This is a genomic window from Streptomyces sp. MBT65, assembly GCF_016612545.1.
Lineage (GTDB): Bacteria > Actinomycetota > Actinomycetes > Streptomycetales > Streptomycetaceae > Streptomyces.
The window spans coordinates 1-22,688 of the sequence record NZ_JAENRY010000112.1 but is presented as its reverse complement, the minus strand read 5'-3'; the positions used below and the strand labels follow the sequence as shown (position 1 = coordinate 22,688).

Here is a 22,688-nt window from a genome sequence, read left to right as displayed (position 1 = left end):
CGCTGCCCGCCGCGGCGGGCAGCGGCAAGGGCACCATCAGCATCTGGGCCCACCAGGGGCAGAAGAGCGAGGACACCGCCCTGCAGAACGCGGTGAAGTCCTTCAACGCCTCCCAGGACAAGATCAAGGTCGAGCTCAAGCTGATCCCCGCCAACGACTACACCAAGACCATCACCGCCACCGACGCCTCCAAGCTGCCGGACGTGATGGAGTTCGACGGGCCGACCATCGCGAACTTCGTCTACAACAAGAAGCTCGCCGCGATCGACTCCTACGTCTCCGCCAAGACCATGAGCAACGCCACGGACGCCAGCAAGGCGCAGGGCGAGATCGACGGCAAGCACTACGGCCTGGGCATGTACGACTCGGGGCTCGGCATCTACGGCAACAAGAAACTCCTGGACGCGGCCGGGGTGAAGTACCCGACCGGCCTGTCCGACGACTGGACGGCCGCGCAGTTCACCGCCGCGCTGAAGGCGCTGAAGGCCAAGGACTCCGACGGCAAGACCCTGGACATCCAGGAGAACAACGGCCTCGCCACCGAGTGGGGCACCTACGGCTTCGCCCCCGTCGTCTGGTCGGCCGGCGGCTCGCTCCTCAAGGACGGCAAAGCGGAAGGCGCCCTCGACACCCCGGCCGTGGTGTCGGCGATGAAGACCTTCCAGTCCTGGAAGACGTACGTCGACCCCAACACGGACGGCAACGCCTTCGCCAAGGGCCGCGTCGCGCTGAGCTGGGTCGGCCACTGGATGTACCCCGCCTACAGCACGGCCCTCGGCAGCGACCTCGTCGCCCTGCCGCTGCCCGACTTCGGCAACGGCCCCAAGACCGGCCAGGGTTCCTGGGCCTGGGGCATCGGCGCGAACTCCAAGAACGGCAAGGCCGCCGGCGCCTTCCTCGACTACCTCCTGAACGACACCAACGTCACCGCGATGACCACGGCCAACGGCGCCCCGCCCGCCACGAAGACCGCGCTCGCCAAGAGCCCCCTCTACAAGCAGGGCGGCCCGCTCCAGCTCTTCGCCGACCAGTTGGCCAAGCCCTGCGGCGACAGCGACATCACCAAGTCCTGCGTCGCCGTGACCCGCCCGGTCACCGCCGGATATCCCACGGTCACCGCCAAGTTCAGCGACGCCCTGAACTCCGTCTACGGCGGCGCCGACCCGAAGAGCGCTCTGGAGAAGGCCGCCCGCTCCATCGACCAGGACTTCTCCGACAACGACGGCTACAAGATCCAGTAAGCCAGTGCTCCAGTACCCCAGCAGGACGCTTCGGCGGGGCGGGTGCGCGTACGACGCTGTCGACGGCGCGCCCGCCCCGGCCGGGAACAGGACCCCGTGATGACCGTGGAAACCGCGCCCGCAGCGCCCTCCGGCAGGGAAGCAGGCCCGCCCGTGACCTCCGTGAAGCCGGCGCGTGCCAGGCGGCCCAGGAACCGCGACGGGCTGCACGGACTGCTCATGTCCACGCCCGCCGTGGCCGGCCTCGTCGCCTTCGTCGGCGTCCCGTTCGGGTACGCCGTCGTCCTCTCCTTCTACAACGTGCGCCTGGGTTCCCCGCTCGCGCCCAGATTCTTCGGCCTGGAGCAGTACCGGCGGCTGTTCACCGACCCGGACCTTTCGGGGCCGTTCCTGCGGGCCCTGCTCAACAACCTGACGTTCGCCGTGGTCGTCGTTCCGCTCCAGACCGGCCTGGCGCTGGCTCTCGCAATCCTCCTCAACCGCAAGCTGAAGGCGATCGGCCTGTTCCGCTCGCTGTTCTTCATGCCGGTCGTCTTCCCGATGACGCTGGTCGCCGTGATCTGGCGGCTCATCCTCGCCCGCAGCGACCAGGGCCTGCTCAACTCCGCGCTGCACACGGTGAGTTTCGGCAACTGGGGCGCCTTCGACTGGCTCGGAGACTCGGCCACCGCGATGGCCTCGGTCATCGTGCTGTCGGTGTGGCAGGGAGTGGGCTTCCAGATGGTCATCCTGCTGGCCGGCCTCCAGCAGATCCCCGACGAGCTCTACGAGGCCGCCGAACTGGACCGCGCCACGCCCTGGCAGCAGTTCCGGCACGTCACCCTGCCCGGCATCCGCGGCACCCTCGTCTTCGTCGCCATGCTCACCTCGGTGCTGTCCTTCCGCGTCTTCGACCAGGTCTACGTCCTCATCCACGGCGGCGGCCTCGACGAGGACGCCACCCGAACGGTCATGTACCAGGCCGTCACCACCGCCTTCGACCAGAACAACATCGGCCAGGCGTCCGCGATCACCGTCGTCTTCTTCCTGATCGTCGTCGCCCTGACCCTCATCCAGCGCCGCGTCGTCCGGCCCGACAACGACAACGAGGACTGACACCGACCATGGCCACGACCCGCGCGCCGTACCATCACCTGCGCCGCTTCACCGACTACGCCGTCCTCAGCGTCCTGGCGTTCCTCTTCGTCCTGCCCGTCCTCTACTTGTTGCTGGGCAGCCTCAAACCCTCCGACGAAGTGCTGAACGGCCTGTCCGGCTTCCTCCCCACCCACCTCTCCTTCGACAACTACACACACGTCCTCGACGCCCTGAATTCCGACAGCACCGGCTACTTCTGGCGCTTCCTGGGCATCTCACTGCTCGTCGCGTTCGTGGTCGTGACCGGCGGCCTGTTCGTCAACTCGATGGCGGCGTACGGCATGTCACGGCTGAAGTGGCGGGGCCGGGAAGCGGTGTTCACCCTGGTCCTGCTGCTGATGCTGGTGCCGTTCGAGTCGGTGGCGGTCCCGCTCTTCTACATGTTCAACGACCAGCGCAACACGATCTACGTCCAGGCGATCCCGTTCATCGCCAACGCCTTCTCGGTCTACCAGTTCCACACGTTCTTCCGCTCGATCCCGCCGAGCATCGAGGAAGCCGCCCGGCTGGACGGCGCGGGCCCCTGGCGCACCTTCTTCGCGATCATCGTGCCGATGTCCAAGCCGGCGTTCGCCTCGGTCGCGATCCTCACCTTCCTCACCCAGTGGGGCTCCTTCCTGTGGCCGGTCCTGATGGTCTCCGACCCCTCCGTCCGCCCGCTCCCCCTCGAAATGAGCGTCTTCCAGGGCCAACAGCCCCCGGACTGGGGCCAGATCCTCGCCTTCGGCGTCCTGCTCGTCCTGCCCGTCCTGATCGTCTTCGCCTTCTTCCAGCGCTGGTTCGTCCAGGGCGTCGCCAGTTCCGCCGTCAAGGGGTGAACCCGGGCTGCCCGTGCAGTCCGGGCCCTGACGGCATTCGGATCCGGTAGGAGTTCTCGCGTCTGCCGGAGAAGCACGCTCACGACCATCCACCTGTCGGCATCCACGTGCGGTCGCGACGGCGCCACCCGGTTGGCTCGGGCATCACAGGCGTCGAGGCGGAAGGAGGCTCCATCAACACGGCGATCGTCCTCATGCCTCCCGTCGTGCCCCTAGCGTGCCCTTCAGAGCGGAAACCCACGGTCAACAGCAGTGCTACGAAGCACCCACGCCCGCAGCAGGACATGGAATCTGCGCAGGTCAGAGCAATGGTTCCAAACTGGGCGCCATGGCTTCCCAAGCTGAAAGTGCGAGTTCGATTCTCGTCACCCGCTCCATGATGAAACCCCAGGCCAACAGCCTGGGGTTTGTTTGTTGTCCGATCCCGTTCAGGGGCTCGTTCGGGACCGCCGTCGAAGCCGGATGGGAACAGTCGATCAGTACCTTGCCGTCCGGAACCGTCCGGGTCACCGAGTACGCCGGCTTCGCGGCCCCGCACCACCGCTGGACGTGCTGCCGCAGTTCGGCCGGCGGCGTGGCCGTCCCGGCGTGGTGCCTACGCTTCTTGGCCGGCCGGAACCACCGGCAGCACGATGCGGGAGGGCCGGGCGGGGTCGTGGAAGACCTGCTGGCGGGCCACCCGGGCCGTGGTCGCGCTCTCCTCGGGTTCGCCCGTGTTGAGGTTGCGGTCCCAGCGGGGGAAGTTGCTGGAGGTGACCTGGACCCGTATGCGGTGCCCTGCCCGGAAGACGATGCTGGTCGACCACAGGTCCACGACGTGCTCGGCCGGCTCACCCGGGGTCGCCCGTATCCGCACGATGCCGTCGGTCACATTGCGGGAGACGCCGTGCTCGTCGACGTCACACAGCCGTGCCACCCAGTCGGTCGAGGGCCGGTCCGTGGCCGCGAGGAGCACGGCCTTGACGCGGCCGGTCACCTCGATGTCCTCGGTGAGGGGTTCGGTGGTGAAGACCAGGACGTCCTCACGCGCCTCCACGTCCCTCTGGTCGAGAGGCCCGGGACGGAACTCGTCGGTCATCAGCGACGCGCCGCCGGTGGTGGGCACCGGATCCGTCGGATCGTAGGTGAACTCCTCGGCCTGCTCGGCGACAGCGGGCGGCTCCCTCGTCAGGCGTCCGTCGGCGCGCAGGTGGAAGTCCGTGTCCACGGCCCGCGACAGGGGCCATTCCGTCTCCTCGCGCCACTGGTTGACGCCCATGACGAACAGCAGCACCCTGCCCGTGTCCGGCTCCAGCGCCTCACCGTCGCCGATCGTGCGCTGGAACCAGTCGAGCTGGAGGCCGTGCAGGGGTCCGCGCATGCCCATGAAGGCGGAGTTCGCGCCGAACCCGAAGTTGACGTCGCCGATGACGTGCTGCTGGTTGGCGTGACTCCACGGACCCATGATCAGCGTGGCGGACCGGCCGGCGCGGCGCATGGCGGTGAAGTTGTCGAGTGTGCCCTGGGTGAAGATGTCGTACCAGCCGCCGACCTGGAAGGTGGGCAGGTCGACCTCGTCGTGCCGGCCCGCGACACGGCAGGACCGCGCCCAGTCGGGCTCGCGTCGGGACCTCTCGTAGCCCAGCTCGGGAAGGTCGTGCCGGACGAACGCGGGGAACCGCCCGGCGGGCAGTTCGCCGTAGCCGCCGTCGGCCAGGCCGTCGAGATCCCGTACGAGCCCGCCGAGACTGCCGCCGAGCGTGGCGGGGTCAGTGCTGTGCCGGCGCATCAGCGCGTCGGCGCCCATCATGAGGGACCAGGGCGCGGTGATGCCGAGTTCGATCGCGCCGCCGCGCGTCCACAGTCCGTCGTCCGGGTCGGACCACGTGACCATCGGCGCGATCGCCTTCAGCTCCGGCGGCTTGGACAGCGCCGCCATCCACTGGGTGTTGCCGAAGTAGCTGGCGCCGATCATGCCGACGGAGCCGTTCGAGCCGGGCAGGGCGGCGGCCCACCGTACGGTGTCGTACCCGTCGCTCTCCTCGTACGTCAACGGCTCCCACTCCCCCTCGGAGGCGAACCGGCCGCGGGTGTCCTGGAGCACCACCATGAAGCCACGCCGAGCCGCCGCCAGTGGATCGAGGAGGGCGATCGCCAGGGCCATCTGCTTGCCGTACGGCAGTCGGCTCAGCAGCACCGGCCACGGCCCCGTACCCCCGGGCCGGTAGACATCGGCGCGCAGCACGGTGCCGTCACGCATCTGAGCCGGAACGTCGGACTCGACCTGGATCTCTGCCACGCGCTGCTCCTTTGCATGCACGACGCTGTCAGACACATGCTCGAACCTGGTCCCCGTCCCCACTACGCCCGAACGGGGGTGACTACAGCGCCCTCGGGGCGGTCACGCCACCGCGTTCAGCAGGTCGGCCAGCAGGTCGGGCCGTTCCAGGGCGATGAAGTGGCCTGCTCCCGGCACCTGCGTGAAGTCGGCGGCCGGCAGCAACTCCTTGTTGGCCTGCCGGTCCGAGGGGCGGGACCAGTCCTTCTCGCCGTAGACGAGGTGGACGGGCGCCTTGACCTCGGAGTAGCGCGAGCGGGCGGCGATGAGGCTGGGCATGCTCTGGTACACGGCCCGGGCGACGCCCGGGTAGCCGGGGCGGCCGCCCACCCGGAGGAGTTCGTCGAGGTAGTCCTCCCGCAGCGCGGTCCTGTCGACCAGCCCGCCCTGCAGGATCCTGCGGACGACGGGCTTGGGCTCGACCCCGGCGACCACCGGGCCCACCCCCGGAGTGAGGACACCGCCGACCACCACACGGGCGAGGAGGCTCGACAGGGCGATTCCGCCGCGGAAGTCGTACGCGTTCACCGCGACGACGCGCCGGACCCGCTCGGGCAGGTCGGCCGCGGCGGTCAGGGCGAGCACCGCCCCCATGGACTCCCCGACCAGCGTCACGTCGTGGAGGTCGAGTTCGGTCAGGAGCCGCTCGACGCCCGCACGCATCGCCGGCTCGTCGTACGACGCCCCGGGCACGATCTCCGAGTAGCCCATCCCCGGCAGGTCGAGGGCGTACACGGTGTACTGGTCCGCGATCAGCGGGATGAGGGAGCGGAAGTGCTCGGCCTGGGTGCGCACGGTGTGCAGCAGGACCAGGGGGGCGCCGGCACCCGCCTTGAGGTAACGCAGGGTCCCCTCGTCACTGCGGTGTCCTGCGCGCGGGGCGATGGTGTGGCTGGTGGTTCCCGGGATGTGGATCGTGGGACGTGACTCGTTGCTGGGCATCTCGCCGACTCCTTGTGTGTACGGGGGTTAGTTCGCCAGCTGGGCGTACAGTCCGGCCAGGTCGCCGGCCAGACCGGCCTTGACCTGCCGTGAGATGTCGTCGGCGAGCACCTCGTACGCGCCCGTCTCGACGCCGTCGAGGGCGAGTGCGGCGACGTCACGCGGGTCGGACTTGGGCGCCTCGACGTCCGCCGCCAGGTCCGTGTCGACGTAGCCGACGTGCAGTCCGGTGACGGCGATGCCGCGCGGCTGCAGCTCCAGGCGCAGGGAGTTGGTCTGCGACCACAGGGCGGCCTTGGACGCGCTGTAGGAGCCGCCGAGCGCCAGCCAGGACAGCACGGAGTGCACATTGAGGAGGTGGCCGCCGCCGTTGCGCTCGATGAGGGGCACGAAGGCGCGGGTGAGAAGCAGCGGGCCGTAGAAGTTGGTCTCGAACTCCCGGCGCACGTCGTCGACCGGGGAGTCGAGGAACGATGCGCCGACCACGGCACCGGCGTTGTTGATCAGCACGGTCACGTCCTGCGCCTGCGCGGCGGCGGCCGCCACGGAGGCCGGGTCGGTGACCTCCAGCGCCACCGGGACCGCGTCGGGGTGCGTCACCGTGCGCGGGTCGCGGGCCGTGGCGTAGACCTTGCCGGCACCGCGCGCATACAGCTCTTCCACCAGGGCCTTGCCGATGCCTCGGCTGCCGCCGGTGACGAAGACGTTGGCGCCCTTGAGTGCGGTCATGACTGCCTCCACAGAATGAGAAACCGATCGGTTTCCATCACAGTAAACCGATCGGTTTCCAGGCGCAAGCCCAACCGACTCACCGGACTCACCGGGGCGTTCCGTACCCGTGGATCCCCGGGATGACGAGCCCGTCACCTGCCTGACCGGCCTGGTCGGTGTCGGCGTCGTCCAAGCCGAGTCGGAGCTTGAGGTCGAGTTTTCCGACCGTGTCGTAGAGCCACTCCGGGACGGTGTCGGGCGCGAGACGGAGGCGGAGGGCTGGCGGCAGGGGGATGCCTTCGACGCCGGAGAGGGTGCCCGTCAGGCTCTCGATCCTCCCGGGGCCCCGGAAACCGATCGGTTTTTATTTCGTCCGTTTCGGGTTAACCTCGCGGCATGACCACCGAAGTGAAACTGAGCCCCAGGGAGCGGTTGCTGGAGGCGGCGGCCACGCTCACCTACCGAGAGGGCGTCAGCATCGGCGTCGAGGCGCTGTGCAAGGCGGCGGGGGTGTCGAAGCGCTCCATGTACCAGCTGTTCGAGAGCAAGGACGAACTCCTGGCAGCAAGCCTGAAGGAGCGCTCCTCCGCCTACGCGGCGACTCTCCTGCCTGCGGCGGACGACAACCGTTCACCCCGCGAGCGGATCCTGCACGTCTTCGCGCAGGTGGAATCACAGTCCGGCGCCCCCGAGTTCCACGGCTGCCGGTACCTGGCCGTACAGGTAGAACTCAAGGACCAGAGCCACCCCGCGAGCCGGGTCGCCCATCAGGTCAAGGCGAACCTGACCGCCTTCTTCCGTGCCGAGGCCGAGCGGGGCGGGGCGGGCGATCCCGATCTGCTGGCCCGGCAGCTCATCCTGGTCTTCGACGGCGCGAGCGCCCGCGCGGGAATCCAGGCCGACAACCTGACCGGGCTCATCGCCCCCACGGTGACCACCCTGCTCGACGCGGCAGGCGTACGCTGACGCATCGCCCGCCCGGAAAACTCCCTCACCGCCCGGTGCTCGCGGGAAGCCCGATGGCCGTCAGAGTGTTGCCGAGCATCCCGCAGGCGAAGAAGCTCGCGGTCGCCTCGACATCGGCGCCCAGCGACAGGTGCACGGTTTCCCAGATCCTCATCCAGCCGGCCCGGACGACCTCACCGATCAGGTCATCGCCCTGCGCCTCGGCGGCCGCCACGGCGACATGTCCCTGCATCTGCATCAGGAGCGTTTCGGGGTGCGTCGACATCAGGTGCGCGTAAGCGCTCGTCAACGACTGGAGGGCCTGCTCGCCAACGTCCACCCCGTCGGCCGCCCTCTCGAAAGCCAGGCGGGTGTCCTCCATGCTCCGCACCAAAGCAGCGACGAAGATCGCCTTCTTGTCCGGGAAGAGCCGGAAGAGATACGGCTGCGTGACACCCACTCGCTTGGCGATCACCGCGGTCGAGGTGCCGCGGTAGCCGGCGATCGCGAACTGGGCGATCGCCGCGCGAACGACGTTCTCACGCCGCTCCTGCGCACTGATCCGGCCCATGACGACATTCTCCCTGCTTGAACTTGCACGCGGAAACCGATCGGTTTACTGTAGCGGAAACTGATCGGTTTCGAGTGTGCGCGGGAGTCCATGATGACGACGAACCGGCCGGTCGCACTCGTGACGGGTGCGTCATCCGGCATCGGGAAGGAAACCGCGCTCGCCCTGGTCGCAGCCGGATTCAACGTGCTCGGCACAAGCCGTGACACCTCGCGCGTCACTCCGCTCGACGGCGTGACGTTCCTCGACCTCGACGTCGCCAACAACGCCTCGGTCTCCGCAGCCGTCCAGGAGGTGAGCGAGCGGTTCGGGCGGATCGACATCCTGGTCAACAACGCCGGCGTCGGCTCGATGGGGGCGGCCGAGGAAACCTCCGTCGAGCACGCCCGGTCCGTCTTCGACACCAACGTCTTCGGGGTCATGCGCATGGTGAACGAGGTCCTGCCGCACATGCGCGCCCAGCGACGCGGGCGCATCATCAACATCTCGTCCGTACTCGGGTTCCTGCCCCAGCCCTACATGGCCGCCTACGCCGCCTCCAAGCACGCGATCGAGGGCTATACCGAGTCCCTCGACCACGAGGTCCGCGACCACGGCGTCCGGGCACTCATCGTCGAACCCGCCTACACCAGGACCGGATTCGAGGCCAACAGCGCGAAGCCCGACACCCCCCTGCACGCCTACGCGAAGCAGCGGCAGACCGTCGACCGCGTCATGGGGCAGGCCGTCAGGAACGGCGACGCCCCCGCCACCGTCGCCAAGGCGATCGTCGCGGCAGCGACCGACCCGAAGCCGAAACTGCGCTACACCGCCGGGCCCCTGGCCGGACGCGCGCGCATACTGCGCCGCCTCGCACCCGCCGGGGTCTTCGACCAGCAGATCCGCAAGACGAACCAGCTGGCCGACTGACGCGCAGGCGCCGAATGCGCACCAGGCTGCTCCCGATGCCCAGGCTGCTCCCGATGGGGACCAGAGCCAGCGTCACCGCCGAGGCTTTTTGTGATCTTCAGGACTCGGGCGCGGAAGGGGCCAGCCTTCCATGTGCACGCGCAACAGCTCCGCACAGTCGGCCCTGGCACGGACCGACCCCGTGCAGAAAGTGGCCACTTCAGCGCGGCACCCGCCCGTCCCGGAGCGCCGTGCCCATAGCGTGCCCTTCAGAGCGGACAACCACGGTCGACAACGGGGCCATCAAGCCCCCACACCAGCGGTAGCCGAACGGATCTGTGCAGGTCGGACAGCGTAAGGCTCCCAAGCGCCGTCGCTTCCCAAGCTGAGAGTGCGAGTTCGATTCTCGTCACCCGCTCCACGAAGAAGGCCCAGGTCATCGACCCGGGCCTTCGCCATGTGTCCAATGCCACGGCCCCCACAGGGCCGCATCCGACGGCCTGCTCCCGCCGGTGTTCGAGATCGCCCGGCCCACGCTGAGCCTTTTCCGTCTTCAGTCTGAGCTGGCCAGATGAAGGGTGACGACGGCCTGGACGAGGCTCGTGATTCGGGTCGTCGAGCAGCGGAGCTTGCGCAGGAGCCGCCAGGACTTGAGGGTGGCGATGGCTTGTTCGACCAGTGCCCGCACCTTCGCATGGGACCGGTTGACGGCCCGCTGACCGGCGGACAGCTTCTCGCATCGGCCGCAGTAAGGCAGGCGGACCGTGCCACCCGCGCCCTGATAACCCTTGTCCGCCCAGCAGTTGATGCCGGCCTGGGCGAGAGCGTCGATGATGCCGTGTTCGCGTGCGGCCCTGACGTCATGGACGGCACCGGCCAGGGCTGGCGAAGCCCACAGCAGACGCCCCTTCGGGTCGGCTATGACCTGCACGTTCATGCCGTGCTTCTTATGTTTGCCCGAGTAGAAAGGCCGGTCGGCGGCGATCTCCCCCAGCCTTCGGCCGGGAGGTGCCCCCAGTCGATCGGCAGAAGCGTCCCGTCCAGGATCAGGTACGCCTTCGTCGACACAGCCTCTACTGCTTCGGCGAGCGTGGGGGCAAGGGCGGCCAGGAGTTCCACTGCTTCGCTGATGTACCGGTAGGCGGTGGTGGTGCCGATCCCGAAACCGGCCGCGAGCTGGGCGTAGGGCTGGCCGTTACGGAGGTGCGTGAGAGTGAGCAGGGCTTGTCGGCCCGCGCTCAGGCGCCGCCACCGGGTTCCGAGAGCGTGGCGGTGCTTCCTCAAACGGGCGGCGAGGAAGCGGAGGGCAGAGCTGGACACGTCGACGCCGGACGGGCAGACAAGCATGCGAAGCCTCTGGTGGAGACGGTTCTCCTGGTCGAAACCCATCTACCAGGGGCTTCACCTGGCTGTCAGGCCAACTGCCCCACCAACGCCAGAGGTTGGAAAGACTCACTGCCACAGCAGGGCCTCCTGGTATTCGCCCCGGGATCGCATCCCGAACCGCCAGAAGGCCCTGCCGTTGTGAACGCCGTTCCTGCCGTGGGATCGCCCCGGCAGGAACGGCGTTCGGTTGAGCAAGCCCGCCGAACGGTGAGCGGCAGGCTGCTCGGACGCGGCCTAACTCACGATCCAGACCTGGGCCGCCGCCGGGTGTGCGTCGTCGCAACTCCACTGCATGAGCTGGCTGCCGGCACCGCCGACCGTGTCGAGGCACAGATTGGTGCCCACGTGCCTGAACTTCGCGCCGATCTTCTGGTCGACGATCACGGCGGTCTCGACCCACTGTTCCGACGCCAGCCCGTCACAGAGGTACTCGTCGACGGCCTCGCCCGGAACGCTAGTGCCGTTGTTGACCTCGGCGCAGTACCCGCTCGCCTGATTCACCAGGTAGTAGGTGTCCGCCGAACCGGTCGACACAAACGCCCAGTTCTGCGTGCTGGAGCCGTTGCAGGTGGCCAGCTGAAGTCTGACGTTGAGCACCCCGCCGGGCGCGTCCACGCATTGGCTGTAGGCCATGTTCTTGATCGTGTGATAGCTGCTCGCGGCAGCGGCGGCCGTGACACGGGCGGACACTCCCGCCGTAGAGTCCGGCGTCGGCACGGCGGCACTCGCTCCCGTCGCCAACGTGACCATGCCCGCGCAGCTCAGAAGCGTCGCCGCCAGGACGGTGATCCTGTTCTGGATCTTCATCGTCGCAACTCCTATGACTCGTCGACCGGAAACCCGATTCCGTCTCGCTCGGGGACAGTGTGTTCCGGCGAAAGCGCGCAGTCGCCTTCTGTTCCGGCCAGCGGACCAGCCATCGCTTCCTGGCTTGTTCCTCTACGTCCGAACTGACGCGGGAGGTTGGAAAAGGATCGCTGTATCGACAGTCCCCACTACGGAGCTGGCCCACTGTCGGGTCCAGGATGAACCGATCACAGCAAGTGTGGAGCGCATTTCATGGCCTCCACGTCAAATAACATCGCCTAGTGCAAGGGCCCTCTCTGCACTGTCGATAAGTTCTTTGTAAGTGAGAACTTCGACCCGATTCAGATGTGATGCGTGAACGCGCAGAGCCTCATTGATATCCGCCTCATCAACTTCTGGCTGACTTAGCGGGTGCCCAATGAGAATTAGTGCGCTTGCGCGACGCGTATCGACCCCGAACTCCCTCAATATGCGTTCTCGATTCTCGTCCAGGCCGACGAGATAATTGATGGCCTGACCCACAGCATCATGCACTTCTCTTCTTGGCACCCAGGAACCTCGATGCTCCTTCACCAGCTTCGCTCCTGCGGCTCTTTTTAGTTCGACTACGTGAAGAGAGCCATCACCACGGACGAGCGGGATATCAACCTCGTCCCCAGGCACCAGCCTTCGCTGCTGAGCCTCACCGATGAAGTGTCCGCCGAATATCCAGTACATCCCCTTCAGTTCCTGCTGCAGAGCGTGTTCGGTGGTAGTGGCGTCTTCGGTCAGCCGACGCAGCTCACGCAGGCGGGCCGCCCGGCGCTGCAGCTCTGCGGCACGCAGGACCGTAAGACCGTCTTCGTCCGCCGCCAGGACGGCCAGCGCTTCAGGGGATGACACGATGCGGCGCGCAGATCCCGCTGGATCTGTCACCTCTACCCGATTCTTCAGCACTCGCTCCGTCCATAGCGCACGCTCAGCTATCCCCCGAGGGATGTAATAACGTGCTGGATCTTCTACGGGAGCTTGCATGAATTGAGCGTCCGCACCCAACTTGCGGATGTGTTCCAAAATATCCGAAACAACAGCTTCAGGGTGGCTGTTGAGATACCTCTCGACTTCCGCACACCAGAATTCGTTGGTCATGGCCACGGTTCTTGTGATCGAATCAAGCCCCAATTTGTCACGAGGGCTGCGATCCAGGTAATGCAATCGATACTTCTCTTCATAGTCGGGCCTGAGCAGTCTCCCTTCTGTGTAATAGAGAGCATCTTGAAGGGCCCGCACAGTCTCCCATTCTTCCGCTTGAGCGGCTGAGAATCGTGCCGCGCCGAGGAGTTCCGTAAGCCGCTTTCCTCCTTTTCGCTTTCCTCCAGTTCCGGACTGTACGTGGCGCAGAGTTACGGTGACTGCGCTCCGCACAGTTTCCGCCGTAGCGGCAGAGAGGATTCTTTTGAGGTGGATCTCGAGAGCCATGTCGGATCGTGTGGACATGAGCAGGAGTCTGACGCACGGGTCTGACACGCCATCCGATGGAGTTTCTGTTGGCTGCGCAGTAGTGGTGACCCGACGCCGGCATGCTCCGCATCAGTCTCCGGCTGTTCGGACGTGGCCCAGCCGCTGAACCGCCGGCGGGGCCGCACTCCACGGTTTCGAGATCTCACCGTAGGGCTCCCAGCCGTACCGCCGCATGCACTGAGCGTCCTCCATGCGACCGGCCGCCTCCAGCAGTTCAGCGTACTGACGCCAGGCGTACGGGTCACCGGTCCGCGAGGCGCGGCGGAGCCAGGCGAGCGCCTCGTCCGTGCGACCCGCGATGCGGAGCAGCTCGGCCACGGCGGACCGCTGGTCCGGGTAGCCCTTCTCGCCGTGACGGTCCGCGCACGACTTCAGCCAGTCGAAGGTCTCGTCCGGCCCCTCGGCTGCCGACATCAGGCGAGCGATCTGCGGGAAGACCTCCGGATCACCTCCTTCCGCCGCACGCTGGTACCAGGCGAGGGCCTCCGAGGTTCTCCCCAGTTGCTCGTGAAGGGCGGCGACATGCACCACCGCGTCCCGTCGACCGGTGTCGGCCTCTTTCCGGTACAGGACGAGTGCTTCCGCCAGGCGGCCATGCTGCCTGAGCGCCTCTGGCGTGTTCGTGTCCTTCTCCCGGAGGTCGCCCTTGGCGAGCTCCTCCACGAAATCCAGCAGTGCGGTCAACTCGCGCCGAAACGCGTCGTCCTGGCCCTCCTCATCGACAAGGCTTCGCAATCGGCTTCGGAGGAGGGCGTCCATGGCCAGGTGCCGGAACAACGCGTGCTCTACCCAAGGGATACCTCCCCCGTCCTTCCTGCCTTCTTCCGCTGCACGGGGCAGCAGCCACGCCAGGACGGTGAGGCCGCTGTCACCGCGCTCCCGCATCAGGGCGGCCGTCTCCACCACTGCGTACCCACCACTTGCCTCGGCCTCTTGCTGAAGGTGGACGAGTGCTTCCTCCGTCCGCCCTGCCTGCTGCAGCAGGTGAGCCAGCTCTGCATGTCCGCCGTGCACGCCGGCATCGGCCGCGCGTCTGAGGCAGACCTCTGCCTCCAGGAGCTCTCCAGCCCTGCGCAGAAGCATGCCGGCGTAGAGCCAGCCATACCCTTCTCCCGCTTCGGCGGCTTTCCTGTGCCAGGCCACCGCGACGTCCGGCCGGGTCGCCTCCATGAGCCCGGCCACCCGGCCCATGGCCGCGACGTCCCCGGCTTCCGCGAGAGGCAGGCACCACAGCAGCGCATCGTCCGGTCTCCCCTCTTCCTCCAGGAACTGAGCCGCTGCCACGGCAGCACCCGGCACCCCGGCTTCCACCCCTGCCGCGAGCAGACGCAGGGCGACCCTCAGGTGCCCCCTGTCCCTGGCCGCCTCGGCCAACGCGATGAAGGAATCCCGCGCGGCGTGGTCCACCAGTGCGTCCCACAGCCCCGCCGGTGGTGCCTTGGTGCGCCTTTCCTTCCTGCCGTGCTGATCCAGGTAGTCCGCGAGTCTGACGTCGTCGGTGAGGACGCGAGGCCCGCCCGGCTCACGGAAGGTGACGGGCGTGAGAGGGCCCCGAGTTCCACGCCTCGGCTCGCTGAGTTCCGCCAGTGCGTGCTCGATGTCACCGTCCGCCACCAAGTCGTACTGGTCGGCGGAGAGGTAGTGGCGGATCGACGCTTCCAGGAGGATGCGCGGGAGGGGTATGTCGTGCCCGAGACGGCGGACATCCATGGCCGACTCGATCAGGGCCCTCTGAAGAGCCGTGGCGGTCTCATACCGGTCGATGAGCGCTCGCCCGCCCGCGAGGTACTGCGTGATCCGCCCTGACTTCCCCTGTTCCAGCGCTTCCTTGAGCCTGGGGTCCGCGGTGGCCAGACGCCGCAGCTCGGGCATGTCCGTGTCCTCGAAGGCGTCCGGTACCCGGTAGTGCTTCCCGGTGAGGAGGGCACGGGCCTGTGCGTGCGTATCCCCGCGGTCGCCGTCTTTGCGCGGCTTCACCAGATCCGCCCACAGGCCGGGCCAGGTCGTGCCCAGGACGAGCAGCGGCCCCCGCCGCGGGTCGTTGAGTACTTCTCGCAGGTGGGCAGCTGCCTGTTCGCCCCGGTCTCCGCTCAGGAAGCGGTGGATCTCGTCGAGCCACAGGGCGGTGCGGGGAGTGATCTCGGCCAATGCGGCGATCAGTGCTTCGGCGGGGCTCGGTACCAGAGGAAGCACGAGCCGCCAGTCCGGCGGGAGCAGGTTGAGCGCTTCCCAGCACGCCCTCGTCTTGCCGGTCGATGATTCACCGACGAGGACGGCGAGTACGCCGACCGGCTGCCCGGCGGACCGCGCGACGAGGCCGTTCACCACGTCGGCCAGCCACCGGTCGTGCTGCCGTTCGACGTAGAGGGGAAGCAACGGCAACCCCGACGCGCCACCGCCATCGATGGCCTCGTGCACTTCCAGCGTGAACGGATCGGTGAACTCACGGACCGGCCGCCCGGGGCCGGCCGGCATCGTACGCAGGACCCGCACCGGCTGCGCCTGCTCCAGCAGGTTGCGCCAATGACGCTCGTTGACACTCTCACCCGCCCAGGAACTCCACAGTCGCACCAGCGCCAGAACGTCGTCGCTGCTCCTGTCGCTCGGGACCTTCGGTTCCTTGTCGCTTGTCGGTACCCAGTCGCTGATCCGCTGGTCGCCGACTCTCCTCCCGTACGGAGGCTTGGCGAGCGCCTGGATCACCTCTCGCCGTGAGTACCGGAGGCCGGCTCGGCGGCGGGCCTCTCGCGCCTGTTGCTCCAGTGCGCGCAGCTGCTCGTAGAGCAGTCGCGCCTCCCTAGACCGTGTTGACACCCGTCCTTCCCCTCCTGGCCGCCGCGCCCGGGACCGCCCGTAGCGGGTGCAGCGGGCACCTCGTCGGCCAGCAGCGTAGAACGAGAAACGCCCGGTCCTCCCGCCCGGCCGTGTCTCTTCCACACCACCGCACGAAACTCGGATCGCCAGCTCGCAGCAGCGACGAGATGACCGGAGGAGACCCCGATGAGCAAGCTCACGGAACGAAAGCGGCAGCGAACCGCTCGTCGCCTGGGGCGTGCCGCCCTGTTCGCCGCCGTACGCGGCGTCGCCACGGCTGCAGGCTCTGCTCTCGTCGGGTGCGGCCTGGTGTGGTGGCAGAGCCGTTGAACGACTCGCAGGCCGGCGCCAGAGCGGCAACGTGGTGGGTCAAGCCCGATGCTCATGAGCACAACACGCCGCTCTTCCACTCGGCAAGGGAGAGTGTCGAGGCGACCGAGGTCTCCGAGCCGCCCCGGGCGCGTGGGAGTCGGTACGCTGAGCGCAGCGGGATCGGGCCCGCCGCACAGTGTCCGGGAGGCGTGTCATGACTGCCGAGATGGTGGCCCCGGCGTGGATGCACCAGCAGATCACGGCCGAGGAGTACGAGTCGTGGTCCGAGGAGCAGTGCGCCGGCATCGAGATCGTGGACGGAATGGTCGTCGTGAGCCCCAGCGCGTCCAAGCGGCACAATCGGCTGGCCCGACTCCTGGCGAACGCCCTGGACGCCGCAGCGGGCCCCGACTGGAACGCCGACACGGATTTCGACGTCCGGCTCCAGGACGTCCCGCTGACCAATCGCCGCCCCGACGTCATCGTCTACCGTGCGGACACGATCGACATCACGCCCACCCGTCCGGAGCACGTACTGCTTGTGGCCGAGGTGGTGTCGCCGGGCTCGGAGACCACCGACCGGATCGTGAAGGTGGACCAGTACGCCAAGGCCGGGATCGGCTTCTACTGGCGGATCGAGCAGGCCGCGACAGGCACACCGCTGGTGTATACGTACCTGCTCGATCCTGCGACGAGGACATACCGCGAAGGGGACGTGTTCGCCGGCGCCCTGAAGATCACCGTCCCCTTCGCGGCGGAGATCGACCTCGGCCAGATCTGAACCGGCCGCAGGGCAGTCAGAGGGGCTGCTCGGCTTGCGGTGGTGCGCCCGGCGGACTCCTGCGGGATGTGCGAAAGCAACCGAGGCTCCCTCGGGCAAGCAGATCCCGGAGGCGTAGAACCCACGCGGACGCCACCGCACCTCTGGTCGGACGGCTTCCCGTGCCGTGCCCACCGCGTGCCCTTCAGAGCGGACAACTACGGTCAACAGGAGCATGCGCCGAAGAAGCACACCATCATCGTTGAGCGCGTATCCGCAGGTCAGCGCGATGGCGACCACCCGAGCGCCGTCGCTTCCCAAACTGAGAGTGCGAGTTCGATTCTCGTCACCCGCTCCAGAATTTGCCCCCAGGTCAGCGGCCTGGGGGTTGTTTGTTATCTAGACCAATTTGGGGGTGGCGTGCCCTCCGCGCGCCCTAGGTGCAGGTGGGGCACCCTATCTGTGACCCTCGGGCGCCACTGCGGGGATCACGGACGCTGGGCGTCTGGGGTCCTGAGACGCATTTCATGTGACCTGGGCAACTAGCGCCGGACATACCTGCGAAGTCACATACGCAAAGCTGGAGTTGGGTCACGGTCAACGCGGAAGCGCTGAGCCGAGCGGCTCCACGTCAGGCAGGGAACAGTCCGAGGACGCGGGTGACCCGACCCCAGCCGGCCAGCCAGCCACCAACGTCGCGGCGAGAACCGCCGCTCCCAGGATCAGCCACGGACGCACGTCTTCTCCCACGCCCATCGATGGCAGAGCGCGCGCGGCGCCGGCTGCGGCAGTCATGGCAGCGAGGATCGCCGTGGCGACGTGGGCCGACTCGCGCCAGGTGTTCCGCAGGCGCGAGACGGGCCGGACGTCTTGGAGCAGCTCGGCGGGCAAGAGGGCTGCCTGTCGGCCGTACAGATGGTTCTCGGCGATAACGAGCTGCAGCCGTGCCAACTCAGTCAGCGCGGGCTCTGGGTCGACGTCCACCTGATGCAGCGCAACACGCTGGTCGCCGGAGACTGGAGGAGCGCCGCGGGACCGAACCCGCGATGCTGTGCACTTGAACAGGCGCTTCTCAACGTGTCGACACCTCTGATCCAGCTGCCGCAGCGCCCTGGACCCACCCCGGCCACGAGGCGCCGCGCGCGCCTTGCCGCCGACCACGATGGCATCGACAACTCCCAGAACCAGCCGGTGGCGGGCGGTCGAACTCCACCGCATTGCCCAGAAGACGGGCCCCAGGACCACGCCGGACATGACCACGGCCAGAACCGTCCCATCGACGAGGCTGAAGGCCGCCTCGTTCTCGTCCTTGCCCATCCATCGCCAGTGCGCCACGGCCCGCATGCCCCAAAGCCAGTGAATGCGCGAGACGCCGGCCTCCACCACTGCGAGCGAGATGCGCCAGCATGCCCACGCGACAATCCAGCCCCCGACGACGCCGAGTGCACAGGCTGCCCAGTTCGGACGCCATGACCGAGAACGCCCCGAACCCTCGAAGTTTCCTCCAGCGGGACATCCAGCTTCTCCAGGGCCGCGTCCAGTTCCCTTTTCCGTGTTCCGGCCCAGCCACTCTGCTGACCTACCGCCCAACGCTGCAGACGTAAGTCGTACGACGCCACCCGATCCCCCACTTCAGCTGTGCTCACATCGTGCGGAGTCGCGGTATCTACGATCTGATCCGTCGTCGCAGAGCAAGTTACGTATGCGATGCGGCAGTTGACGTGCTGTAGCACTGCATCAGCTGGTGCGGCAGCACGGGCTCGTACGGCCTGCGCTAGGGAGAGCCGCCCTCCAGTGCCCGCGTGTGCTTGAGCTCGCACTTGACCGTGATGATCTGCTCGTCCGGGTCGTCGGTGACGACCCGGAACACCTCGTCCGCGACCTTGCACACGTCGAGTCCGGGGGTGAAGGGGTTGCCGTGGCTGACGTCGGGGAGAGTGAGGGCCGCCTTGCGGGCGGTGAAGGCGGTTCCAGGCCGCGCTCAGCGGCCTGCCCGGGTGCCGGTGCCGTAGGTGTGCGGGTCGACGGGCCGCTCGGCCTTGGGCAGGTGGGAGACGACGAGCAGGTAGGAGTCGGTGACGAGTTCTGTGACGAGCTCCTCGTCGACGCCTGTCCCGCCCTCCAGCGTGATCCAGTGCCTCTTGTTCATGTGGTAGCCGGGGGTGATGTGGCTGTTGTGTTCCTGGAGGGCTTGGGCCTCGTCGGGGCACGCCTTGAGGATCACGACGGGGCGCCCGGGGACCTCGGTCATCAGCATGAACACCTTGCCGCGTACCTTGAAGACCTCCCAGTCCGGGCCGAAGGGATGCTCCAGCTGGGCTCCGGGAAGTTCCTCCGCGCACTCGGCGGCGAACGTCTGCAGGGTCGATCCGTTCATGAGCGTTTCCTTTTCCGGGCTGGCGGACTGGCCCATGGGACGCGGACCTGTCACCGGTGCTGTGCGGTGCGCAGCTCGTCGGTGAACTGGGCGAGGACGTCCTCGGCCGTGGGGACGGGGCCGAACAGCTGCTCCTGGCGGCGGGGGTCGGCGACGTAGCGTCCGGTGTCGAACCAGCCGAACATCGCGGCCATGTCCTTGACCACCGGATTGAAGCGGCCGACGACGGCTCCTGCGGCGCGGACGACGACGGAGGGGACGGCCCACACCTTGATCTTCTTTCCGGCCCGGTGGCCCATTACGTCGGCCACCTCGCGCATGCTGACCGGACGGTCCCAGCCGATGTCGATCCGCTCACCGGCCTCCGCCTCGGCGTCGACCGCGGCCGCCAGGTAGGCCGCGAGATCGGAGGTGCGGACGAAGGTCAGCGGAACGGTGGCCTTGGACATCCAGATCAGGCGGCCCTTGTCGAGCGGGTTGCCCGCCATGGTCGCGACCTGGTCGAGGAAGGCACCCGGGCGCAGGGCGACGAACGGGACGCCGAGCTGTTCGAGTTTGTCCTCGGCGAGCTTCTTGTGCCAGAAGTGCGGGACGTGGGGCGTCTGGTCGCTGGTGAGGATGCTGGTCAGGACGAACCGCCGGATGCCGGTGCGGCGGGCGGCCTCGGCGAGGTTGGCGTTGCCGAGGGTGTCGATGTCGTGGGCGTTCTTGCCGCCGCGGGTGTAGCCGGCGGCGGTGGTGATGACGGCGTCGGCGCCGGTCATGGCGGCCACGAGCGAGTCGACGTCGAGCATGTCGCCGCGGGCGATCCGAACGCCCCGGCTTTCGAGCCGGCCGGCGTCGCTGGCCGGCCTGACCAGGGCGCGGACGTTCTTGCCGCGTTTGAGTAGTTCGTCGACGACCTTGCTCCCCAGGGAGCCGGTCGCCCCGACGACGAGGACCGGGAGGGCGGTTGAGTCGGTGGCAGGCATGGGGTCTCACTTTCGGTCGGGCTGGTGGGCGGTGGCTGCGGGCATGGGCGCCTGAGTGCCGGACGGGGGTAGGTGAGGCGGGCCGTGGCGGCGGATGGGTCGTGCGCCTCGCCGCCACCGTGCCGCGTCCGGAACAGCCGGTCCGGGGGAGGTGATACGGGCTGGCTGGAGGTGGTCGTGCCGCGTGCGGGACGGTGTGCACCCCAGTCCGCGTGCCCCTTTTCCATGTGCGGTGTGGCGTACGGGGGTCTGGGGTGCACGCCGGGGAGAGTCAGGTGGACTCTTCCCCGGGCAGCGCGCGGCTGCTGATCGCCTCGGTGATGGCGTAGGCGGTCTCGACGAAGGACTGCGCCTGCTGCTCCGAGAGATTCCGGGCGGTGGTCTCCTCCAGGGCCTGCCACAGGGCCGTGATGGGCTCGCGCATCGCCCGGCCCCTGTCGGTGAGCTGGACCACCATGACGCGCCGGTCATGTGCGGCCGGCTCGCGGATGACCAGGCCGGCGTCCTGCATGCGGCGTAGCGCCTTGGAGATCGTGGAGTGGTCCACGCCGAGGCATTCGATCAGCTCGGACTGGGACTGGCCGTCCCGGTCGAAAAGGTGCATCAGCACCAGTTCCTGTCCGGGATGCAGGTCCATGTCGCGCAGCAGAGCGGCGGCGTAGGCGCGGTGGGCGCGGGCGAGTTGGAAGATCGCGTAGCTCATCGGTCCTGCGTCGGCCGTCGTGGGGATGCGGAGTTCGGGGGTGGGCATGGTTCGGTTCCTCAGCCAGTGTGAGTGGGGTGGTCGGTGCGGCCGGCCGCTCCGCCGCCTGGGGAGACGGTGGGTGGGCGTGCTCGGGCGACGGGCAGGACCGTACTTGCCCCGTACGTGCCCGGCGTCGCCGGCCTGCTGGACCGTGGCCGCCTGGTCGGGCGGGCAGGTACTGACGGTGGTGACGAGCTGCCGACTGTGAAGGCTTGCGACTCAGGCTGCCCACTGCGCGGGGAGTCGGACGATCGCTGGCTAGGACTTCTTGAGCCAGCGTTGCAGCGCCTCGGGCACGTTCGTCGGATGCGAGCTGAAGCTCAACCGGATGTCGGGCTGGAGGTCGATGAGCACGTTGACGATCCGTTCGAACAGGACGGTGTACTCCGGGACGTTCTTGATGCCGCCGCCGATGAGCACCACCCCGTATGAGTGCGCGTCGAACAGCCGGCGCAGCTCGGCCTCGGCCTCGTCGGGGTCCAGGCTGACATATCCCGCCTCGCCGTCGATGCCTGTCGCCTGGAGCGCAGCCCAGCTGCGCTCCCTCATGGCGACCAGCTCTTCGAGCGTCGCGACCCCCGGCGGGAAATCGTCCGGCGACAGCGCATCAGAGGTGATGCCGAGGGTCAGCACGCGTTGATTGATCGGAGGCTTCACCAGAGAGTTCTCGTGGGACATGGGGTCTCCTCAGTTCTGCGGGGGAAGTTCAAGAGAAAGCGTGGCTAGCCACATGATTACCGTAACAGCAATCGTGTGGCTAGCCAAGTATTCGCGGGCCCAGGGTGGAGGTAGCCACCTCGGCTCGCTTCGGGGTGCGCCAGTCGCTGTCATGGCCGATCACAGCTTCGGCTCTCTCGAAGGCGGTGTCCGGCGCCTCGCGGGCGTCGATCGCCATGAGGAGATCGGCGAGTACCTCGTACGGAACGCCGGTGGTGAAGTACGCGTTCCACGACGCCATCGCGGCGTCGGCGTGCGGACGGACACTCAACTGTCAAGCTACGGACAGCCCGCCCAGCTTGAACGGATAGGCCGCGAGGATCCACTCCGCACCGCGCAGCCCGTCCGGACTCACGTACAGCAGGGTGTCGCGGGCAGTGGGCCACATGCGCCAGCCAAGGTCGGCCAGGGTGTCGCCGATCCGCTCGGCGAGCATGCCGTCGTCACCGGCCAAGTGGCGCGGGGTGACCCAGTAGACCGGATCTGGCGAGTCGGGATGGGATGGGATGGGTCGCCGGGGCGGTGCGGGAGCAGGGGCGCCTCCATGGCCATCGGCTCGGAACGGCTCTCCGAGCAGGGTGTTGAACGTTGACATGGCCTGCCGCGGAACACCGGTTCCTTCGAGATCTTCCGTGTCTGCCTCCGGCGAACTGGTGTCCCTTGTCATCCAGTCGAGGCGTTTGCCAACGAACCCAGTCCGAGTCCGCGCTATTGGGGGAGGGTGACCAG

21 protein-coding genes and 1 pseudogene are annotated in these 22,688 nt (G+C 67.8%); 7 read left to right on the top strand and 15 right to left on the bottom strand.

The window, feature by feature from the left end; all coding sequences use genetic code 11:
- Nucleotides 1-2 precede the first annotated feature (2 nt).
- The 3 genes from JHN63_RS25265 to JHN63_RS25255 all read left to right on the top strand — a co-directional run bounded on the left by JHN63_RS25265 (nucleotide 3) and on the right by JHN63_RS25255 (nucleotide 3,196).
- Nucleotides 3-1,241, top strand: a complete 1,239-nt coding sequence (locus JHN63_RS25265; protein WP_200684503.1) for a sugar ABC transporter substrate-binding protein — start codon at nucleotides 3-5, stop codon at nucleotides 1,239-1,241.
- Between the two features lie 96 nt (nucleotides 1,242-1,337).
- Complete coding sequence (locus JHN63_RS25260) at nucleotides 1,338-2,336, top strand: carbohydrate ABC transporter permease (protein WP_200684501.1); 999 nt, start codon at nucleotides 1,338-1,340, stop codon at nucleotides 2,334-2,336.
- Between the two features lie 8 nt (nucleotides 2,337-2,344).
- The gene (locus JHN63_RS25255; RefSeq protein WP_200684499.1) at nucleotides 2,345-3,196 is read left to right on the top strand and encodes a carbohydrate ABC transporter permease; all 852 of its coding nucleotides are present in this window, start codon (nucleotides 2,345-2,347) and stop codon (nucleotides 3,194-3,196) included.
- Between the two features lie 595 nt (nucleotides 3,197-3,791).
- Here JHN63_RS25255 and JHN63_RS25250 read toward each other — a convergent pair.
- The 3 genes from JHN63_RS25250 to JHN63_RS25240 all read right to left on the bottom strand — a co-directional run bounded on the left by JHN63_RS25250 (nucleotide 3,792) and on the right by JHN63_RS25240 (nucleotide 7,184).
- Nucleotides 3,792-5,474, bottom strand: coding sequence for a CocE/NonD family hydrolase (locus JHN63_RS25250; protein WP_200684498.1), 1,683 nt, complete (start codon nucleotides 5,472-5,474; stop codon nucleotides 3,792-3,794).
- 102 nt (nucleotides 5,475-5,576) lie between these two features.
- Entirely contained in the window at nucleotides 5,577-6,455 is an 879-nt protein-coding gene (locus tag JHN63_RS25245) for an alpha/beta fold hydrolase (protein WP_200684490.1), read from the bottom strand.
- A 27-nt stretch (nucleotides 6,456-6,482) separates the two neighbouring features.
- A complete protein-coding gene (locus JHN63_RS25240) occupies nucleotides 6,483-7,184 on the bottom strand; it encodes an SDR family oxidoreductase (RefSeq protein WP_200684488.1) in 702 nt (233 codons plus the stop codon).
- 378 nt (nucleotides 7,185-7,562) lie between these two features.
- Between JHN63_RS25240 and JHN63_RS25235 the strand changes: the two genes are divergently transcribed.
- The gene (locus tag JHN63_RS25235) at nucleotides 7,563-8,132 is read left to right on the top strand and encodes a TetR/AcrR family transcriptional regulator (RefSeq protein WP_200684486.1); all 570 of its coding nucleotides are present in this window, start codon (nucleotides 7,563-7,565) and stop codon (nucleotides 8,130-8,132) included.
- A gap of 25 nt (nucleotides 8,133-8,157) precedes the next feature.
- Here the strand turns inward: JHN63_RS25235 and JHN63_RS25230 are convergent, their stop codons facing one another.
- Nucleotides 8,158-8,682, bottom strand: coding sequence for a TetR/AcrR family transcriptional regulator (locus JHN63_RS25230; RefSeq protein WP_200684484.1), 525 nt, complete (start codon nucleotides 8,680-8,682; stop codon nucleotides 8,158-8,160).
- A gap of 93 nt (nucleotides 8,683-8,775) precedes the next feature.
- On the opposite strand from JHN63_RS25230, the gene JHN63_RS25225 reads away from it, so the two are divergent.
- The gene (locus tag JHN63_RS25225) at nucleotides 8,776-9,591 is read left to right on the top strand and encodes an oxidoreductase (protein WP_200684505.1); all 816 of its coding nucleotides are present in this window, start codon (nucleotides 8,776-8,778) and stop codon (nucleotides 9,589-9,591) included.
- A 532-nt stretch (nucleotides 9,592-10,123) separates the two neighbouring features.
- On the opposite strand, the pseudogene JHN63_RS25220 reads toward JHN63_RS25225, so the two are convergent.
- The 4 genes and pseudogenes from JHN63_RS25220 to JHN63_RS25205 all read right to left on the bottom strand — a co-directional run bounded on the left by JHN63_RS25220 (nucleotide 10,124) and on the right by JHN63_RS25205 (nucleotide 16,077).
- Nucleotides 10,124-10,917: pseudogene (locus JHN63_RS25220) on the bottom strand (IS5 family transposase).
- 273 nt (nucleotides 10,918-11,190) lie between these two features.
- Nucleotides 11,191-11,763 (bottom strand): RICIN domain-containing protein, encoded by a 573-nt coding sequence (locus JHN63_RS25215; RefSeq protein ID WP_055531922.1) that lies wholly within the window; start codon nucleotides 11,761-11,763, stop codon nucleotides 11,191-11,193.
- Between the two features lie 264 nt (nucleotides 11,764-12,027).
- The gene (locus JHN63_RS25210; protein WP_200684482.1) at nucleotides 12,028-13,221 is read right to left on the bottom strand and encodes a Shedu anti-phage system protein SduA domain-containing protein; all 1,194 of its coding nucleotides are present in this window, start codon (nucleotides 13,219-13,221) and stop codon (nucleotides 12,028-12,030) included.
- Nucleotides 13,222-13,332: 111 nt separating this feature from the next.
- A complete protein-coding gene (locus JHN63_RS25205; protein ID WP_200684480.1) occupies nucleotides 13,333-16,077 on the bottom strand; it encodes a tetratricopeptide repeat protein in 2,745 nt (914 codons plus the stop codon).
- A gap of 186 nt (nucleotides 16,078-16,263) precedes the next feature.
- Between JHN63_RS25205 and JHN63_RS25200 the strand changes: the two genes are divergently transcribed.
- Entirely contained in the window at nucleotides 16,264-16,407 is a 144-nt protein-coding gene (locus JHN63_RS25200) for a hypothetical protein (RefSeq protein ID WP_200684478.1), read from the top strand.
- Nucleotides 16,408-16,603: 196 nt separating this feature from the next.
- On the top strand, nucleotides 16,604-17,170 hold the full coding sequence (locus JHN63_RS25195) for a Uma2 family endonuclease (RefSeq protein ID WP_200684476.1): 567 nt from the start codon (nucleotides 16,604-16,606) through the stop codon (nucleotides 17,168-17,170).
- A gap of 576 nt (nucleotides 17,171-17,746) precedes the next feature.
- Here the strand turns inward: JHN63_RS25195 and JHN63_RS25190 are convergent.
- From JHN63_RS25190 to JHN63_RS53000, 7 genes are all read right to left on the bottom strand, one after another.
- A complete protein-coding gene (locus JHN63_RS25190; protein WP_200684474.1) occupies nucleotides 17,747-18,532 on the bottom strand; it encodes a hypothetical protein in 786 nt (261 codons plus the stop codon).
- Nucleotides 18,533-19,130: 598 nt separating this feature from the next.
- Nucleotides 19,131-19,526: an MmcQ/YjbR family DNA-binding protein gene (locus JHN63_RS25180; RefSeq protein ID WP_200684472.1), complete on the bottom strand. Its 396-nt coding sequence runs from the start codon at nucleotides 19,524-19,526 to the stop codon at nucleotides 19,131-19,133.
- 50 nt (nucleotides 19,527-19,576) lie between these two features.
- Entirely contained in the window at nucleotides 19,577-20,497 is a 921-nt protein-coding gene (locus JHN63_RS25175; protein ID WP_200684470.1) for an SDR family oxidoreductase, read from the bottom strand.
- Between the two features lie 271 nt (nucleotides 20,498-20,768).
- Nucleotides 20,769-21,248 carry a MarR family winged helix-turn-helix transcriptional regulator gene (locus tag JHN63_RS25170; protein WP_200684468.1) on the bottom strand — a complete coding sequence of 160 codons (480 nt, stop codon included), beginning with the start codon at nucleotides 21,246-21,248 and terminating at the stop codon, nucleotides 20,769-20,771.
- 252 nt (nucleotides 21,249-21,500) lie between these two features.
- Entirely contained in the window at nucleotides 21,501-21,920 is a 420-nt protein-coding gene (locus JHN63_RS25165) for a hypothetical protein (protein WP_200684466.1), read from the bottom strand.
- A 79-nt stretch (nucleotides 21,921-21,999) separates the two neighbouring features.
- Nucleotides 22,000-22,230 (bottom strand): DUF317 domain-containing protein, encoded by a 231-nt coding sequence (locus JHN63_RS53005; protein WP_234477658.1) that lies wholly within the window; start codon nucleotides 22,228-22,230, stop codon nucleotides 22,000-22,002.
- Between the two features lie 3 nt (nucleotides 22,231-22,233).
- A complete protein-coding gene (locus JHN63_RS53000) occupies nucleotides 22,234-22,413 on the bottom strand; it encodes a hypothetical protein (RefSeq protein ID WP_234477657.1) in 180 nt (59 codons plus the stop codon).
- Between the last annotated feature and the right edge of the window lie 275 nt (nucleotides 22,414-22,688).

Excerpts from the sequence above, each read along its gene's own strand:
- JHN63_RS25255 (WP_200684499.1), top strand. The coding sequence starts at position 2,345 with ATGGCCACGACCCGCGCGCCGTACCATCACCTGCGCCGCTTCACCGAC.
- JHN63_RS25245 (WP_200684490.1), bottom strand. The coding sequence starts at position 6,455 with ATGCCCAGCAACGAGTCACGTCCCACGATCCACATCCCGGGAACCACC.
- JHN63_RS25240 (WP_200684488.1), bottom strand. The coding sequence starts at position 7,184 with ATGACCGCACTCAAGGGCGCCAACGTCTTCGTCACCGGCGGCAGCCGA.
- JHN63_RS25235 (WP_200684486.1), top strand. The coding sequence starts at position 7,563 with ATGACCACCGAAGTGAAACTGAGCCCCAGGGAGCGGTTGCTGGAGGCG.
- JHN63_RS25230 (WP_200684484.1), bottom strand. The coding sequence starts at position 8,682 with ATGGGCCGGATCAGTGCGCAGGAGCGGCGTGAGAACGTCGTTCGCGCG.
- JHN63_RS25225 (WP_200684505.1), top strand. The coding sequence starts at position 8,776 with ATGACGACGAACCGGCCGGTCGCACTCGTGACGGGTGCGTCATCCGGC.
- JHN63_RS25215 (WP_055531922.1), bottom strand. The coding sequence starts at position 11,763 with ATGAAGATCCAGAACAGGATCACCGTCCTGGCGGCGACGCTTCTGAGC.
- JHN63_RS25210 (WP_200684482.1), bottom strand. The coding sequence starts at position 13,221 with ATGGCTCTCGAGATCCACCTCAAAAGAATCCTCTCTGCCGCTACGGCG.
- JHN63_RS25200 (WP_200684478.1), top strand. The coding sequence starts at position 16,264 with ATGAGCAAGCTCACGGAACGAAAGCGGCAGCGAACCGCTCGTCGCCTG.
- JHN63_RS25195 (WP_200684476.1), top strand. The coding sequence starts at position 16,604 with ATGACTGCCGAGATGGTGGCCCCGGCGTGGATGCACCAGCAGATCACG.
- JHN63_RS25180 (WP_200684472.1), bottom strand. The coding sequence starts at position 19,526 with ATGAACGGATCGACCCTGCAGACGTTCGCCGCCGAGTGCGCGGAGGAA.
- JHN63_RS25175 (WP_200684470.1), bottom strand. The coding sequence starts at position 20,497 with ATGCCTGCCACCGACTCAACCGCCCTCCCGGTCCTCGTCGTCGGGGCG.
- JHN63_RS25170 (WP_200684468.1), bottom strand. The coding sequence starts at position 21,248 with ATGCCCACCCCCGAACTCCGCATCCCCACGACGGCCGACGCAGGACCG.
- JHN63_RS25165 (WP_200684466.1), bottom strand. The coding sequence starts at position 21,920 with ATGTCCCACGAGAACTCTCTGGTGAAGCCTCCGATCAATCAACGCGTG.